The following is a 15,161-nucleotide window of genomic DNA, read 5'->3' as shown; positions in this document are numbered from 1 at the left end:
GGCTACCGCACCCCGCACGAAGCCCGCGTCGGCTATCGTCAAGGTCTCACCCTCGTGGCATGAAATCCGGTGTCCGGTCATCGGGGACAACCTCAGTGCGAGCTGGAGTGCTTGGTGTGGTCTGCGGTGGTTGTAGTGGGCCGCGTAGCGGTCCAGCACCGTCCGCAGGTGGTGTTCGTTGATGATGAGCAGTCGGTCGGTGGCTTCGCGTCTGACGGTGCCGACGAACCGTTCGGCGTGGGCGTTGGCTCGCGGACATCGTGGTGGGATCTTCACGACCTGGATACCGGTAGCGGAGAAGACTGCGTCGAACGAGGCGGTGAACTGACCGGCCCGGTCGCGGATGAGGAACCGGAAGCTGTCGGCTCGGTCGTCGAGGTCCATGAGCAGGTTGCGGGCTTGTTGGGTGGTCGACGCTCCGTCTGGGTTGGTGGTGGTGCCGAGGATGTGGATGTAGCGAGTGGCGACTTCCATTACGAAGAAGACGTACACACGTTTGAGGGTGACGGCGCAGTCGACGTGGAAGAAGTCGCAGGCCAGCATGGTCGTGGCCTGGGCGCGGAGGAACCGTCGCCATGACATGTCGGTGTCACGCTGGGGTGCGGGCGGTATTTGCAGGCGCTTGAGCACGCGGCGAACCGTTGAGGCGGCTACCCGGTGGCCGAGCTTGAGCAGTTCGCCCTGAATCCTGCGGTAGCCCCAGCCGGTGTTCTCCCGCGCCATCCGCTGGATCAACGCCACGACGGTGTCGTCGACCGGTGGTCTGCCGGTCCGGTTGGGGTAGGTCCACTTCTTCGCCACCAGGTGCCGGTGCCATCGCAGGATGGTGCCCGGCGTCACCAACCGGTGCTCGCGCAGCAGTCGGGGGAGTCGGCGAACCAGCGCAGCGAGCACCGCACGATCGGCCCACTCCAGCCGCGGGCGGGGGTTGGTCCGGCGTAGAACGGCGACCTCGTGCCGCAGTACCAGCAGCTCCACGTCCTTGGCCGCGGAGGACCGGCCGAGCAGAACCAGCCAGTCACCGAGCCGGACGAAGATCAGGTACAGCAGTCGTAACACCACACCCCACGATCATGCCCTGAAGGTCCAGCGTGCGCGATCGTCGCAGCTCGGCATGCCAGTGCAGAGTTCTGGCACCCCACAGGCGTTGCAGGACCATGATTTGGTGGCGCAGCGCCAGGATTTCGGTGTCCTTGTCCCGGTCGCTCATGGGCAGCAGGCGCAGCAGCGCGAACGCGTTGGTCACACCGAGGTAGGCCAGTCGAAGCAGCACGGCCGATCATCATGCCGTGCTGGTCGACGTCACAGCGGATGGCAGCCGTCCCCGCGAGCGCTTGACGTCTCTTGCGTTTATACGTCCTCTACCTGCATGGATGGGGTTCTCGGCAGGCGCAAGGTCTCGGTGCCACCGCAGCACCGTCTCCGGACGGACCAGCAGTCGGAGCTGACGAAGCGCATCGACCGGGAGTCGGTGCAGCAGCGCCGCGAGGAACGCCGGTCGCCGCGAGAGAACCGCGGACGGGCATTGCCCAGTTGGCGCTCCAGGACCGTGAGCTGGTGACGTAGCGCCAGGATCTCCACGTCCTTGTCCCGGTCGCTCATGGGCAGCAGGCGCAGCAGCGCGAACGCGTTGGTCACACCGAGGTAGGCCAGTCGGAGCAGCACAGCCGGTCATCATGCCGTGCTTGTCGCTGTCACAGCGGATACAGCCGTGCGCTGTGAGCGCTTCGATGTCTTTGGCCTTGCACGCCCTCTACCAGCGTGGATGGAGTTCTCGGCAGGTACAGGGTGACCGCGGACGAGGCTTATGGGCAGGCCAAGTACCTGCGGTTCTGGCTGGAGCGGCACAACATAGCCCACGTGGTGGCGACCAGGGTCAACGACACGCTGGTCACCACCGACTTCCGCCAGGTCCGTGCCGACTACCTCGTCGCCGGGCTGCCGGCGCGGGCCTGGCGGCGGTTGTCGGTGGGCGCCGGAGCGCACGGTCCGCGCGAGTGCGACTGGGCGAGGGTGCCACTGCGCATCCTGTGGGAACCGGGCCGCGGGCACTGGCTGCTCGCCCGCCGCTCGATCACCGACCCGACCGACATCGCCTACTACGGACCACGCCGCTCGACCCTGCTGGACCTGGCCTGGATCGCCGGCACCCGCTGGCGCATCGAGGAATGCTTCCAACAGGCCAAGAACGAGGTCGGGCTCGACCACTACCAGGTCCGTTCCTGGCGGGCCTGGTATGCCCACATCACCCTGTCGATGCTCGCCCACGCCTGGCTCGCCGTCACGCGATCCCTTGTGACAAAGGGGGAATCAGCGTCAGCCGCACGGGCATGATCGCCTTCACGTTACCCGAGATCCGACGCCTGTTGATCAACCTGGTGCTACGCCCCGCGACCAGTGTCGAGCACGCCTGGTCCTGGTCGTGTTGGCGCCGACGACGTCAACACCAAGCCCGCCTCAGCCACTACAAACGACGTCGCTACCCACTCACATAAGTGCCGTTGCAGTACTAGGTCGAAGTGCTCCGGCGTCTTCCGGCTGCTGTAGTCCTCGACGTCGATGCTCATGCACAGCCTGCGCCTGCCCTCGGGTAGCACCACCGCGGCCTCTCCCGGCGAAGAAGGCGACAGCGACAGAACTCGTTGCGGCGGAAAAAGAGTTCAGCGGTGGCTCTTCGTCGCGGTCGCGAGGTTCGACCGCATCGTCCTGGTCAGCGGGTGGTCAGGTCCGAGCAGTCGTTCGGCGTCGGCCAACGTCGTCTCGAACAGCGGAATCGCCTGTCCGGTGCGCCCCGCCGACGCGTAGGTGACGGCGAGGTTGTGCCGCGAACTCAGTGTGACGGGGTGGTCGGGCCCCAGCACCCGCTGCTGATCGGCGATGTTCGCCAAGAACAACGTGATCGCCCGATCCGTGTCACCAGCCGCCCGGAGGGCATCGGCGAGGTTGTTGCGCGCGGTCAGCGTATCGGGGTGGTCGGATCCCAGTATTCGCTTGAAGTCGGCCAGGCTCGCCTCGAATAGGTGGATTGCCCGCGGCAGGTCACCCACCGACCGGTAAACCGAGGCGAGGTTGTTCTGTGAGGTCAGTGTGTCGGGGTGGTCGGACCCCAGCAGACGTCGTCGATCGGCCAATGTTGTCTCGAACAGCGGAACCGCCCTCTGCGGATCACCTGCCGACCGATAGGCGAGAGCGAGGGTGTTGCTTGAGCTGAGCGTGTCGGGATGGTCAGGTCCCAGCACTCGCCTGAAGTCGGCGAGGTTCGCTTCCAGCAGTGGAATCGCCCGCTCCGAATCGCCCGACGACTCATAGGAGCGGCCAAGGTTGTGACGTGAGGTCAGGGTGCTCGGGTGATCGGTACCCAGTACTCGCTGTTGGTCAGCCAGGGTTGCCTCCAGCAGCGGGATCGCCCGTCGCAGCTGACCCGCCGACCAGTAGGCGTTGGCGAGATTCACCTGCGCGGTCAGCGTGTCGGGATGGTCGGGCCCCAGCACCCGTCCAACGTCGGCCACGACCGCTTCCAACAGCGGAATCGCCCGTCCCTGGTCACCCGCCGACCGGTACGCGCCAGCGAGACTGCCTCGCCCGGCCAATGTGTACGGGTGGTCGGGTCCGAGTACCCGTTCGGCGTTGTCCAAGGTCGTTTCCAGCAGTGGGATCGCCCGCCGCAGATCGCCTGCCGACCGGTAGGCACCGGCGAGGTTGGCGCCCGCAGCCAGCGTGTCGGGATGGTCGGATCCCAGCACATGTCGTCGATCAGCCAGCGCCGTCTCCAACAGCGGGATCGCCCGCCGCAGATCGCCTGCCGACCAGTAGGCGGTGGCAAGGCTGTCTTGCGAAGTCAACGTTTCAGGGTGGTCGGGCCCCAGTATCCGGCGGCTGTCGTTCAGGATCTCCTCGAACAGCGCGATCGCCCGCTTCGCATCACCCGCCGATTCGTAGGCGTCGGCGATGTTGTGGCGCGAGGCCAGTGTGTCGGGGTGGTCGGAACCCAGCACCCGCCGCCGATCGGCCAGTGCTGCCTCGAACAGCGGAATCGCCCGACCCGGGTCACCCGCCAACCGGTAGGCGCGGGCGAGGTTGTCGGCTGAGCGCATGGTGTGTGGATGGTCGGGTCCGAGCACTCGCCGGCTGTCGGCCAGTGTCGCCTCGAACAGCGGGATCGCCCGGCCCAAATCACCGGCGGACTCGTGGGCGGCGGCGAGGTTGGTGCGCAGGACCAGCGTGTGCAGGTGGTCGACTCCCAGCATCCGCTCGTTGCCAGCCAAGGTGGCCTCCAGCAGTGGAATCGCCCGCCGGGGTGCGCCCGCCAACCGGTAGGCGTTGGCGAGGTTGCCGCACGAGGCAAGGGTGTTCGGGTGGTCGGCACCCATCACTCGCCTGCTGTGAGCCACGTTCGCTTCGAACAGTTCGATTGCCCGGGCCAGATCGCCTGCGGTCTGGTGGGCTATTGCGAGGTTGTTCCGGGACACCACAGTGCGCGGGTGCTCGGGGCCCAGAACTCGTTCACAGCTACTGGCGGCGCGGGCGTGCAGGGCGATGGCAGTGGTGGCGTCACCCTGGCCGTGCAGGTAGCCAGCGAGCACATCGGCGAGATCGCAAACCCGGTCGGTGTCGGCAGCCGGCTCCGAGTGGTCTAGCAGTGCCAACGCGTGGGGCAGTACCGCCTGGAGGACGGGCCAGTCCGCCGGCAGGTGGGGATCGGTTCCGATGACGGCGGTGTTGAGAGCGGTCGTGGTGGCGTGGCAAGCACGAGTGATGTCGTCGGGTCGGCGGTGCGGGTCGGTGGGGTCGGGTGTGCGGGTGACGGCCTGGACCAGGCGGTGCACGCTGATGGTGTCGGCGGTGAGGGTGATCATGCTGTAGGCGGCCAGCCGCCCCAGTGCGTGGAGCAGGTCGCGATCGGGCGCACCGCCGTCGCCGGCGGTGGGCAGGTGACGGGGGATGTCGTCGGGGGCGTACCAGGCCAGTCGACGCAACAAATCCCCGGCGTGCGGGGTGTCGGCGAGCCGGTCGAGAGTGACGCGCCAGACTCGGGCGATGGTGCGCTGGGCATCACCGCCTTCGGCGGTGGCGGTGAACATCCACGCCGGGTACCGCCTCAGCAGCTCCAGGTAGGCAGCGGGGGTGATGAACGTTTGGGCGAGATAGGCGCCAGCCTGCTTGATGGCCAATGGCAGCCATCCCAGCTCCTCGCACAGCCGCCGCGCGTCGGTCAGGTCGGCGTCCGGCCACTGCTCACGCACGATTCGGGCCAGCAGCTCTACCGCTTCCACCTCGGGGAGCACGTCGACGGCCACTGTCGTCGCGCCACTCCAGCCGCCGGTGCGCCGAGAGGTGATCAAAATCGTGCCGGTCCGCACCCGCTCCAGCAGACCGGTGGCGTCAGCCGGGCCGGTGAGGTTGTCCAGCACCAACAGCCACCCGTCGTGGGATGCCAGCCACCGCACCCCCAGTTCGACCCTCTGCTCCAACAGCAGCTCCGCCGTCTGCGGCGCCAGCGCCAGCGCCAGCTCCGCCAAGCCGTTCTCCAGAGCGGCGGGTGAGTCGGCGGTGATCCACCACACCGGGGTGAAACGCTCCGCGCGCCGTTCGACGAACCGGGCGGCCAGGGCGCTCTTGCCCACTCCCCCCAGTCCGTGCACGGCCACGACCACCGCACGTCGGCCGGCCGCGGCCACCGCCTCGTCCAACCGCGTCAGCTCCGTCTCGCGGCCTACGAACGACGCGGGCGCCCTCTCCACGCGCCCCATCCATGAGGGCGCACGCACCGACTCCATCAACGGCACCACCGGTGCGGCCCGCTCCGCACGCACGTCACCGTTGATCGTGACGTCCCGGCCGCCCTAGATCACCGTCGACCCGCCGGACGCCTCGCCGTGTTGCTCCACCGCGGTCGTACCGCTCTCGTCACCGGAGTCGTCCAACATCCACCCACTCACCTGCGCATGGCCACGAGCAGTCCGACGAAATCGGAGAAGACCAATCCCAACCCGTCTGGTATTCCGTCGCAACGCACAACTGCGGACAACCCCGGCGACGCCCTCGCTCTCACCGCACGGTCGACGCCCACCAGCGGTGGACGGCCTCCGTCCCCGCGAGGCATCGCTCGACCGCCTCTGTCCCTCCGACCCGGTGTACGATGGGTATCGCCTCGGCGAGGAAAGCCTGGCAGGAACACAGGTCGAGGCCGGTAAGCAAGCGTCGGAGGTAAAGCCCTGCCGGATCCTGGGCCACGAGGGAGTGGGCGAGCGGGTCGGCGCGGCGGTCACCGGGATCAACCGGGTGCTGGTGTCGTGAGTCCAGCAAGGCGGCCAACTCCAGCACGAGACCTGTGGGGTGCCAGAAGTCGGCCGCATGGTCTGACCTGCGGTTAGGCTGCGGTGGGTTCGTACTCGTTGATCAGGCCGCCGAGGACTGGTCGGCGGCGTGTCGAGGTGTAGCCCGGCTCTGCGGTTGGTGGGTGTGGTCGCGGTGGTGCGAGTTGCAGTGCTCGGTGGGGTCGTCGGTGGTTGTAGTGGGTCGTGTAGCGGTCCAGGACCGCTCGCAGGTGGTGTTCGTTGATGATGAGCAGGCGGTCGGTGACCTCGCGCCGGACGGTGCAGATGAACCGCTCGGCGTAGCAGTTGGCTCGTGGACACCGTGGTGGGCTTTTCACGACCGTGATGCCTGCGCCGGAGAAGGCCGCGTCGAACGAGGCGGTGAATTGGCCGGCCCGGTCGCGGATGAGGAACCGGAGGTCGTCTGCTCAATCTCCGAGGTTCATGAGCAGGTTGCGGGCTTGTTGGGTGGTCCATGCCCCGTCTGGGTTGGTGGTGGTGCCGAGGATGTGGACGTAGCGGGTGGCGACCTCCATCACGAAGAGCACGTAGACCCGCTTGAGGGTGACCGCGCAGTCGACGTGGAAGAAGTCGCAGGCCAACATGCTCGCGGCCTGGGCATGTAGGAACTGTCGCCAGGAGGTGTCGCTGTCGCGCTGGGGCGCTGGCGGTATCCGTAGGTGCTCGAGCACACGGCGCACGGTTGAGGCGGCTACCCGGTGTCCAAGCTTGAGCAGCTCGCCCTGGGGCCGGCGGTAGCCCCACCCGGTGTTTTCCCGGGCCATCCGCGCGGCCAACGCCACAACCGTGTCGTCGATCGGAGGCCGGCCGGTGCAGCCCCGGTGCGTCCGCTTCTTCGCGACCAGGCGTCGGTGCCATCGCAGGACGGTGCCCGGTGTCACCAACCGGTGGTGCCGTAACCAGCCGAGTAGGCGTCGGACCAACGCGGCGAGCACCGCGCGATCGGCCCACTCCAGCCGCGGACCTGGGTTGGTGCGGCGCAGCACGGCGACTTCGTGCCGCAGCACCAGCAGTTCGACGTCCTTGGCCGCGGAGGACTGGCCGAGCGGGACCAGCCAGTCACCGAGTCGGACGAAGATCAGGTAAAGCAGTCGTAGCGCCACGCCCCATGATCATGCTCCTACGGCTGGTTCTGTGCGATCACCGCAGCTCAGCGCCTCAGTGCAGAGTTCTGAGACCCCGCAGGTCCCATGGACGATGCGCTCGCGGTCACCCCATGCGCCCCGCCGCCGACATCGCCCGTCGGCGGCTGTGCCGAGATGTGCGGGGTGTCACGAGCCCCGGCGCCCTCATGCCGACATAGTGTCGGTAAAGTTGCCGACATGATGTCGACAACCCGCCTGGGTCGGTAGCCGATGTTCTTGACGATTCGCGAGCTGGTTTTCGCCCGGAGCCGCTTCGCCTTGATGGGCACCGTGGTCGCGTTGATCGCGATCCTCATGGTGCTGCTGTCCGGGTTGTCCGTCGGCTTGGTCGACGACGGCGTTTCCGGGCTGAAGAAGCTGCCTGTCACGTCGTTGGCCTTCGAGCGCGGTGTGGCGGGCGACGCCGCGTTCTCGCGCAGCGTGGTGGACCTCGGCGCCGTCGACGAGTGGGCGGAGCGCGACGGAGTCACCGACACCGCGCCGTACGGGAACACCCTGGTCAACGCCAAGACCAACGGGGACGTCGACATCGACCTGGCGTTGTTCGGTGTCCAACCCGGTTCGTTCATCGACCCGGAACCGACGCAGGGCAGGCGGTTGGGCTCCGACCCGAACGAGATCGTGGTGAGCGCCACGGCGCTGGACGCGGGCGTCCGGCTCGGCGATGTCGTCACGGTCGACAGGGTCGGCACCGAACTGACCGTCGTCGGCGTGCTGGACGGTCAGCACACCTACGGCCACGTCGACATCGGCTACATCCCGCTGCGCACGTGGCAGGAGATCCGGACCGGGACCGCACCGGGCGCTCAGGCACCGGCACATGCCTACGAGGAGATCACCGCGGTCGCGGTGCGATCCGGTTCCGCGACCGACCTCGCCGCGGGTGACCGCGAGGTGGGGACGATGTCGATGACGTTGGAAGAGTCCTTCGGCGCGTCTCCCGGCTACACCGCGGAGACGTCGACCCTCCGGATGATCCAGGTGTTCCTCTACGCGATCTCCGCCCTGGTGGTCGGGGCCTTCTTCACCGTGCTGACCATCCAGCGCAAACCGGAGATCGCGGTGCTGCGCGCGATGGGCGCGAGCACGCGGTACGTGTTGCGCGACAGCCTGGCCCAGTCGCTGGTGCTGTTGACGATCTCGACCGTCCTCGGGGTCGGCATCGGGGTCGCGGCGGGCGGCGCGATCTCGTCCACGCCGATGCCGTTCTCACTCGACCCTGGGTCGATCGCCGTCGCGGGGCTGCTGCTGGTGGTGCTCGGCATGGCCGGTGCGGCCATCGCGGTACTGCGCATCGTGAAGGTCGACCCCCTCACCGCGCTGGGAGGCAACCGATGAGCGCCGGGCTGTTGTTGGACGAGGTCACCCTCCGGCACGGCGATGGGGAGGACATCACCACCGCGCTCGACGAGGTGACCCTGCGCGTCGAAGAAGGCGAGATCGTCGCGGTGGTCGGGCCGTCGGGGCCGGCAAGTCGAGCCTGCTCGCCGTGGCGGGCGGACTCACCGTGCCCGACGAGGGTCGAGTGTTCGTCGGTGACGTCGACCTGTCGGGCACCGAGCGGGACCGGGCGCGGATCCGTCGGGAGCGGATCGGCTACGTGTTCCAGAGCAACAACCTGATCCCCTCGCTGACCGCCGTCGACCAGGTGCGGCTGCCGCTCACGTTCGGCCGGCACGACGCGGCCCGCGACCCCCTCGAACTGCTCGCCGAAGTGGGTATGGAGCACAAGGCCGGTCGTCGACCCCACGAGCTCTCCGGCGGTGAACGCCAACGGGTCGGCATCGCCCGCGCGCTGGTCACCCGACCGCGCCTGCTGCTCGTCGACGAGCCCACCGCGGCACTGGACCGCCAACGCAGCCACGAGGTGGTCGAACTGCTGGCCAAGGAGACCCACCACCTCCGGATGGCTACAGTCGTGGTCACACACGACCACGACGTGCTGCGCCACTGCGACCGGGTCTACGAGATGGTCGACGGCAGGCTGAACCCGACCCGGCCCGCTCTGGCGTAGCGAAAGGCGACACCCGCCAGGAGGAGAGCATGCCCCGCATCCAGGCGCCCACCGTGGCCGAGCACCGCGCACGGCAACGGCGGGCGATCCTGGTCGCGGCGTACGAGTTGCTCGCGGAGACGGGGCAAGCCCCTTCGCTGGCCGCGGCGGGCGCACGCGCCGGCCTCGCTCGATCCAGCGTCTACCAGTACTTCTCCTCGCGGGACGCCCTGCTGCAGGCCGTGGTCGAGGACACCTTCCCGGCCTGGGCCGCCCAGGTGCGCGCCCACGTCGCCGCGGCACCCACCCCGGCCGATCAGGTGTGGGCGTACGTGGAAGCCAACGTCGCGCTGTTCTCCGGGCCGGAGCAAGCGGTCGCCAAGGCTCTGCGGACCGCCATGGACCCATCGGTGCTGCACGAGCACAGCGCGCGACTGCACGCCCAACTCCGGGAACCGCTCATCCACGCCCTGCGCCTGCTCGGCGAGCCGGATCCCGACCAGATGGCCGAGCTGGTCAACACGACCGTGCTCCGTGCTTCACAGGACATCGAGCGCAATGGCCAAGCGGCCGTACTGTCCCGGCTCGACCGGCTCCTCCGCCCCTACCTGGACGTGAACCGGACCGGGTGACCCTGTGGGGCGTCAGAAGGCGACCACGTGCCCTAACCCCGCGCCTGAGCCGCGACCGTTTCGGTACTCGTTGACGACACCGTCGACCACCTCCGCGAAACTCGCCCGCTACACCGGCTGCGCCCCAATTCCCGTCTACTCCGCGGACCAGGAACGCTTCCGCCTGCACCAAGGCGGCAACCGCAGACTCAACAGCGTCCTCTACACCGCCGCCATCGTGCAGAAACGCCCGGCATCCAGCCGCACAAGCACTCCTGGCACGCCACGAACCCGCCAAGGGCTCACGAGGGGCACGCCGCATCCTCAAACGCCACCTCGTCGACGTCATCCACCGAGCAATGACCACCGACCACATGGCCTGGCACCACCACGTCACCCACTATCAGCCTACCGCTTGACATAGAAGCATCAACGGGCTACTGCGCCAGTACTTCCCCCCAAAGGCACCGACCTCTCCCGCTGGTCCGCCAAGGACCTCGAAGCCGTCGCACTGGCGATCAACAACCGGCGCCGCAAAATCCTCGACTGGAAGACTCCTGCCGAGGTTTTCGAAGAGCAGCTACGCTCACTTCAACAGCCCGGTGTTGCATCGACCGGTTGAACTCACCCAGTACGGCGCCACATCCTTCGCCGACACCTGCCAGGCTGCCGGGGTGACCCGGCCCATGGGCGCGATCGGCAGCTCCGCGGACAACGCCGCCGCAGGGAGCCTCAACGCCTCCTTCAAACGCGAGACGCTGCAAGGCGCCCAGAGTTGGGGCAGCGTCAGGGAAGCACGCCTGGCGGTGTTCGGCTGGGCACATCGCTACAACGCCCGACGACGCCACTCATATCTCGGTCAGACCTCCCCCCGATCGACTACGAGAACAGCCTGCTACCAACACCGGCTACGCTGACCCCAGCCGCATAACCCCGTGTCCAAAATCCGGGGCCAGGGCCCCTCCGCCGCCTGTAACCGAACCTGCTCGCGTTTGGCCCTGCCCCGCTCGGACAGACCACCACCATCCGCGTACTTATCACTCCTGCGTAGACCACCCATCGATCACCACCCCGCAGGACATGCCGAGAGCCACACGATCAACCCTGGTCTTTCAAGATCTGTACCCGCCAGCCGCATCACCAACCTCACCGGGCAGTACAGCTAATCGTTGCATTCCCGCGTGCACTACCGGAGGGTTGAACTGATTTAGCCGCCGCCCAAATGGGTGATTACCTCCTGATTCGCTAGCGCGCCAACGGGGACTCGTTAGATGCTAGTGGACACTGCTTTCCTCCACGTGAAAGAGTGCGGAATGCGCCGACCAATGAAACGTTTTCTAGCCGTAACGATGGCTGCGATACTGGCGATAGGGCTGTGCACCACTAGCGCGATGGCGGAAAGCCGTGTCACGCGCGCCGAGATCCACTGTTCGAGCTTCTCCAATGTGATCATGCCCCACATAGGTCAACAGTACTTCCAGCACGTACCGTCGACTGCCTGGGATTCGTATAACTTCGGTTGCGTCCTGGCCAGGGGTGACCGCAACGTAGGCGTGTTGGCTCTGCAGGAAAGCTTGAACAAGTGCTTCGCGCGAGCCATCGATCAAGACGCAATTTTTGGCACGGAGACTGAAAATGCGGTAAGGTATGCCCAGGGAGAAATCAACAGACTTTACGGTCGACCTGTAGTCGCTGTCGACGGCAGGTTCGGGCCGCAAACCAGTTTTTACTTTATTTACTCGCTGTACGACCACTGGAATGCCGGATTCCAGACGGACATGTGCAAGTATCGCGGAGCATGAACTGTCCGGCCATGCTCGCAAAAGACGACGGCACTCTCACACTATTAGCGGCGATGACTTTTCGAGCGGTACAGGAGCGAACAGCGCCGTTATCGGCCCACCATGGAGAGGTCGAGAATACGGGATAACCAAACGCTGTCGATCGTCGCTCACGGCGGAAGTGCTTGTATTCGAATTTCAATAGCCGATGCCGCGAAATCGCCGTCTCGTCAGCCACTTTCTGATGCGCGTGTAGACCAGAACTCGAGGTTGTGGCGGGTGGTCAGGGTGTCGGGGTGATCGGACCCGAATGCTCGCTCCCGCGCTTCAAGCAGGTCGATGAACGCTTCCACCGCACCTGCCGCGTGTGGGGTGCCAATAGTCGGCCACACGGCCTCAACTGCGCTTACGCGGTCGTGGGTTCGTGCTCGTTGATCAGATCATCGAGGATGGTTCGGCGGCGTCTGGGCGTGTGGACCGCCGGTCTGCGGAGGCTCGTGCTCGGTCTGTCGGTCATGAGTGTCTTTCAGACCCCGTCGCCGCGGTGGCTTCCGGGCCGTTGATCGACGGCCCGGAGGACGGTCGTGGTGGTTGGGCGTTAGGGTGGGGCATGGCCTCTCCTGCTGCGTCGGTGCCGTCCGGTGGCGATCCGGTGGTGCCTGCGGCTGATCCGGTGGCGATCCGGGCTGCGTTGACGCCGATGCTGGTGGCGGAGTTCGATCGTGAGTGGGAGTTGGTGTTGGAGCGGGCCAAGGTGTCGAAGGACTTGGCCGGGATTCGGGATCTGTTGGGCAAGTGGCGGCACATCGCCTACGGCGAGTTGCGTGACCCGGGTTCGTACTACCGGATGTTGGCCAAGGCCGAGCAGGTCCAGCGTCTGGGCGCCAACCCGGACGCGGTGTCGTTGGAGGAGATGAAGGCGCTGCTGCGTCGGCGTCAGGGGCGGGCCGAGTAGCCGGTGTATCGGATCGTGCCCGACGCGGCGAGCCTGGAGCAGGTGGCCGCGCTGCCCGTGGAGGCGCTGTCTGCGTATGCCGAGGTGTTGGCGGTGTTGGAGTTGCAGCCGTGGAACGGCCGTCCGCAGCACGAGGACAATCCCGGCGCGGCGGTGCGGTACTGGAGCTTCGGACCGGACAGGGTCGGTCAGGTCGTGTACTTGATCCTGGAGGAGCAGCGCGAGGTGCACCTGTTGCTGGTGCAGTGGCTGGGCTGATCCTATCGGCTGCGGGATTGCGCTTGCCGGAATGCCGTCCGTGCGAGTTGCGCGGCAGTTCACGACTTCCGGGAGCACTGGGAGCGGATAGTGGGAGCAGAATGGGAGCCGTCGGACGCGCTCGATAGCGCTGAACCGCATTCAACGACTCCCAATGGTCATATTTATCCTGCGGTAATTCTGTTTCCGCTGGTGGAGGCTTTGTTCTGGCTTCATTCACACCGAAGAGGTCACTGGTTCGATCCCAGTATCGCCCACAGTGGTTTTTGCCTGGTCAACGGCTCGTAGACGATCTTCGTCTGCGGGTCGTTGATCGTTCGTGGGAGCAATATGGGAGCAAAAGATCTTGACCACCTTGCTGCTCCGAAGAGGTCACAGGTTTTTGCTCCCGTATTGCTCCCACCGGGCTTGGAGTCCGGCGAGCATGGCGTCGATCATCGGGCGGGTGACGTGGGAGTAGACGCCCATGACGCCGCGGAACTTGTGCCCGATCCTCTTGTGCTGCAGCACCTCGGGCACGCCGTCTTCGATGAGCCAGGTCTTGTGGGTGTGGCGCAGGTCGTGGAAGTGCATGTGCGGCTTGATCGGCGCCCATCCCTGTGGGGTTCCAGAAGTCGGCCGTATGACCTGACCTGCGGTTACGCTGCTGCAGGTTCGTAGTCGTTGATCAGGCCGCCGAGGACTGGTCGCCGGCGTATCGAGGTGTAGTCCTGCTCTGCGATCGGCGGGTCTGGTCGTGGTGGTGCGAGTTGCAGTGCTCTGTGGGGTCGGCGGTGGTTGTAGTGGGTCGCGTAGCGGTTCAGCACGGTCCGTAGGTGGTGTTCGTTGATGATGAGCAGGCGGTCGGTGACTTCTCGCCTGACTGTTCCGACGAACCGTTCGGCGTGGGCGTTGGCTTGTGGACACCGGGTGGGGTCTTCACAACCTGGATGCTCGCGTCGAAGAGGACCGCGTCGAGCGAGGTGGTGAACTGGCCGCCCGGTCTCGGATGAGGAATCGGAGGTCGTCTGCTCGGTCACCCAGGTCCATGAACAGGTTGCGGGCTTGTTGGGCCATGCCCCGTCGGGGTTGGTGGTGATACCGAGGATGTGGACGTAGCGGGTGGCGACCTCGATCACGAAGAACACGTAGACCCGCTTGAGCGTCAGGGCGCAGTCGACGTGGAAGAAGTCGCAGGCCATCAGGCTCGCGGCTTGCGCGCGGAGGAACCGCCGCCAGGAGGTGTCGGTGTCGCGCCGGGGCGCGGGCGGTACGCCTCGGCGCTTGAGCACGCGGCGAACCATTGACGCGGCTACCCGGTGGCCGAGCTTGAGCAGCTCCCCCTGGATCCGGCGGCAGCCACAGTCGGCGTTCTCGCGGGCCATACGCTCGATCAACGTCACGATGATGTCGTCGACAGGTGGGCGGCCCGTGCGGTGGGGGTAGGTCCACTTCTTCGCGATCAGGCGCCGGTGCCATCGAACAAGGGTGCCTGGCGTCACCAATCGGTGCTCGCGCAGCAGTCGGGGGAGTCGGCGCACCAGCGCGGCGAGCACCGCGCGATCGGCCCACTCCAGCCGCGGGCGCGGGTTGGTACGGCGCAGTACGGCGACTTCGTGCCGTAGCACCAGCAGCTCCACGTCCTTGGACGCCGATGACCGGCCAAGCAGAACCAGCCAGCCGAGGACCCGGACGAAGACCAGGTACAGCAGTCGTGGCGCCACGCCTCGCGGTCATGCTCCTACAGCCCATGGTGCGCGATCGCCGCAGGTCGGCGCCTCAGTGCAGAACTCTGGCACCCCACAGGTGCCGCAGCGCCAGGATCCTCATGTCCTTGTCCCGGTCGCTCAGGGGCATCAGGCGTAGCTGCGCGAAGGCGTTGGTCACGCCCCGGTAGGCCAGTCGGCGCAGCACAGCCGGTCATCATGCCGCGTCAGCCGAGGGCGCTGCAGATCTGCGGCCGCACCCAGGAGTGCCTCGACCTCTCACGCTACGCACAGCTTCAACCTGCATGGATGAAGTTTGTCGGCAGGCACAGCGCCGACGCGTGGAGCCCTCGGAACCGCGATCCCGTTCGCCCGCCGGTCGAGGGGGCGGCGCG

Annotated in this window: 17 protein-coding genes and 3 pseudogenes; 11 read left to right on the top strand and 9 right to left on the bottom strand. The window is 66.7% G+C overall.

From position 1 onward, the window contains the following. The 3 genes from ACIQMJ_RS37600 to ACIQMJ_RS37590 form a co-directional block, all read right to left on the bottom strand. Positions 1 to 1,062: integrase core domain-containing protein (locus ACIQMJ_RS37600; protein WP_499765783.1), on the bottom strand; the 1,062-nt coding region annotated here is incomplete at its 3' end. Beyond that, positions 1,019 to 1,273, bottom strand: a complete 255-nt coding sequence (locus tag ACIQMJ_RS37595; protein ID WP_499765782.1) for a hypothetical protein — start codon at positions 1,271 to 1,273, stop codon at positions 1,019 to 1,021. The genes ACIQMJ_RS37595 and ACIQMJ_RS37600, both read right to left, overlap by 44 nt. A 77-nt stretch (positions 1,274 to 1,350) precedes the next feature. Then, complete coding sequence (locus tag ACIQMJ_RS37590) at positions 1,351 to 1,665, bottom strand: hypothetical protein (protein ID WP_499765781.1); 315 nt, start codon at positions 1,663 to 1,665, stop codon at positions 1,351 to 1,353. 123 nt (positions 1,666 to 1,788) lie between these two features. On the opposite strand from ACIQMJ_RS37590, the pseudogene ACIQMJ_RS37585 reads away from it, so the two are divergent. Beyond that, positions 1,789 to 2,334: pseudogene (locus ACIQMJ_RS37585) on the top strand (IS701 family transposase); the annotation flags it as partial. Between the two features lie 326 nt (positions 2,335 to 2,660). On the opposite strand, the gene ACIQMJ_RS37580 reads toward ACIQMJ_RS37585, so the two are convergent. Then, positions 2,661 to 5,750 carry a tetratricopeptide repeat protein gene (locus tag ACIQMJ_RS37580; RefSeq protein WP_499765788.1) on the bottom strand — a complete coding sequence of 1,030 codons (3,090 nt, stop codon included), beginning with the start codon at positions 5,748 to 5,750 and terminating at the stop codon, positions 2,661 to 2,663. A gap of 325 nt (positions 5,751 to 6,075) precedes the next feature. Between ACIQMJ_RS37580 and ACIQMJ_RS37575 the strand changes: the two genes are divergently transcribed. Next, positions 6,076 to 6,297: a hypothetical protein gene (locus tag ACIQMJ_RS37575; RefSeq protein ID WP_499765780.1), complete on the top strand. Its 222-nt coding sequence runs from the start codon at positions 6,076 to 6,078 to the stop codon at positions 6,295 to 6,297. A 73-nt stretch (positions 6,298 to 6,370) separates the two neighbouring features. Here ACIQMJ_RS37575 and ACIQMJ_RS37570 read toward each other — a convergent pair whose 3' ends face one another. Then, positions 6,371 to 6,655, bottom strand: coding sequence for an integrase core domain-containing protein (locus tag ACIQMJ_RS37570; RefSeq protein ID WP_499765779.1), 285 nt, complete (start codon positions 6,653 to 6,655; stop codon positions 6,371 to 6,373). A gap of 90 nt (positions 6,656 to 6,745) precedes the next feature. Then, positions 6,746 to 7,441, bottom strand: a complete 696-nt coding sequence (locus ACIQMJ_RS37565) for a transposase family protein (RefSeq protein WP_499765778.1) — start codon at positions 7,439 to 7,441, stop codon at positions 6,746 to 6,748. Between the two features lie 252 nt (positions 7,442 to 7,693). Between ACIQMJ_RS37565 and ACIQMJ_RS37560 the strand changes: the two genes are divergently transcribed. The 9 genes and pseudogenes from ACIQMJ_RS37560 (at position 7,694) to ACIQMJ_RS37520 (ending at position 13,081) form a co-directional block, all read left to right on the top strand. Further along, on the top strand, positions 7,694 to 8,821 hold the full coding sequence (locus ACIQMJ_RS37560; protein WP_499765777.1) for an ABC transporter permease: 1,128 nt from the start codon (positions 7,694 to 7,696) through the stop codon (positions 8,819 to 8,821). A gap of 151 nt (positions 8,822 to 8,972) precedes the next feature. Next, positions 8,973 to 9,497: an ABC transporter ATP-binding protein gene (locus ACIQMJ_RS37555; RefSeq protein ID WP_499765776.1), complete on the top strand. Its 525-nt coding sequence runs from the start codon at positions 8,973 to 8,975 to the stop codon at positions 9,495 to 9,497. Positions 9,498 to 9,526: 29 nt separating this feature from the next. Then, complete coding sequence (locus ACIQMJ_RS37550) at positions 9,527 to 10,108, top strand: TetR/AcrR family transcriptional regulator (RefSeq protein ID WP_499765775.1); 582 nt, start codon at positions 9,527 to 9,529, stop codon at positions 10,106 to 10,108. A 4-nt stretch (positions 10,109 to 10,112) separates the two neighbouring features. Continuing rightward, the gene (locus tag ACIQMJ_RS37545; RefSeq protein WP_499765774.1) at positions 10,113 to 10,511 is read left to right on the top strand and encodes a transposase; all 399 of its coding nucleotides are present in this window, start codon (positions 10,113 to 10,115) and stop codon (positions 10,509 to 10,511) included. After that, a pseudogene (locus ACIQMJ_RS37540) lies at positions 10,507 to 10,709 on the top strand (transposase); the annotation flags it as partial. The gene ACIQMJ_RS37545 and the pseudogene ACIQMJ_RS37540, both read left to right, overlap by 5 nt. A 7-nt stretch (positions 10,710 to 10,716) precedes the next feature. Then, a pseudogene (locus ACIQMJ_RS37535) lies at positions 10,717 to 11,004 on the top strand (integrase core domain-containing protein); the annotation flags it as partial. Positions 11,005 to 11,400: 396 nt separating this feature from the next. Next, entirely contained in the window at positions 11,401 to 11,889 is a 489-nt protein-coding gene (locus ACIQMJ_RS37530) for a peptidoglycan-binding domain-containing protein (RefSeq protein ID WP_499765773.1), read from the top strand. Between the two features lie 589 nt (positions 11,890 to 12,478). Continuing rightward, positions 12,479 to 12,823, top strand: a complete 345-nt coding sequence (locus tag ACIQMJ_RS37525; RefSeq protein WP_499765772.1) for a DUF6247 family protein — start codon at positions 12,479 to 12,481, stop codon at positions 12,821 to 12,823. A gap of 3 nt (positions 12,824 to 12,826) precedes the next feature. After that, positions 12,827 to 13,081, top strand: coding sequence for a hypothetical protein (locus ACIQMJ_RS37520; protein WP_499765771.1), 255 nt, complete (start codon positions 12,827 to 12,829; stop codon positions 13,079 to 13,081). Between the two features lie 372 nt (positions 13,082 to 13,453). Here the strand turns inward: ACIQMJ_RS37520 and ACIQMJ_RS37515 are convergent, their stop codons facing one another. The 3 genes from ACIQMJ_RS37515 to ACIQMJ_RS37505 all read right to left on the bottom strand — a co-directional run bounded on the left by ACIQMJ_RS37515 (position 13,454) and on the right by ACIQMJ_RS37505 (position 14,974). Beyond that, entirely contained in the window at positions 13,454 to 13,654 is a 201-nt protein-coding gene (locus ACIQMJ_RS37515) for a hypothetical protein (protein WP_499765770.1), read from the bottom strand. Positions 13,655 to 13,719: 65 nt separating this feature from the next. After that, positions 13,720 to 14,784: an integrase core domain-containing protein gene (locus ACIQMJ_RS37510; RefSeq protein WP_499765769.1), complete on the bottom strand. Its 1,065-nt coding sequence runs from the start codon at positions 14,782 to 14,784 to the stop codon at positions 13,720 to 13,722. A 55-nt stretch (positions 14,785 to 14,839) separates the two neighbouring features. Beyond that, positions 14,840 to 14,974: a hypothetical protein gene (locus ACIQMJ_RS37505; protein WP_499765768.1), complete on the bottom strand. Its 135-nt coding sequence runs from the start codon at positions 14,972 to 14,974 to the stop codon at positions 14,840 to 14,842. Positions 14,975 to 15,161 lie beyond the last annotated feature (187 nt).

It is taken from the genome of Actinosynnema sp. NPDC091369 (genome assembly GCF_044757065.1).
GTDB lineage: Bacteria > Actinomycetota > Actinomycetes > Mycobacteriales > Pseudonocardiaceae > Actinosynnema.
The sequence above is the reverse complement of the archived record's forward strand: the minus strand, read 5'-3'. Positions and strand labels throughout refer to the sequence as shown.

Bases quoted from the DNA above. Each gene is read 5' to 3' on its own strand.
- ACIQMJ_RS37560 (WP_499765777.1), top strand. From the start codon at position 7,694: ATGTTCTTGACGATTCGCGAGCTGGTTTTCGCCCGGAGCCGCTTCGCC.
- ACIQMJ_RS37525 (WP_499765772.1), top strand. From the start codon at position 12,479: ATGGCCTCTCCTGCTGCGTCGGTGCCGTCCGGTGGCGATCCGGTGGTG.
- ACIQMJ_RS37515 (WP_499765770.1), bottom strand. From the start codon at position 13,654: ATGCACTTCCACGACCTGCGCCACACCCACAAGACCTGGCTCATCGAA.
- ACIQMJ_RS37580 (WP_499765788.1), bottom strand. From the start codon at position 5,750: ATGGGGCGCGTGGAGAGGGCGCCCGCGTCGTTCGTAGGCCGCGAGACG.
- ACIQMJ_RS37550 (WP_499765775.1), top strand. From the start codon at position 9,527: ATGCCCCGCATCCAGGCGCCCACCGTGGCCGAGCACCGCGCACGGCAA.
- ACIQMJ_RS37530 (WP_499765773.1), top strand. From the start codon at position 11,401: ATGCGCCGACCAATGAAACGTTTTCTAGCCGTAACGATGGCTGCGATA.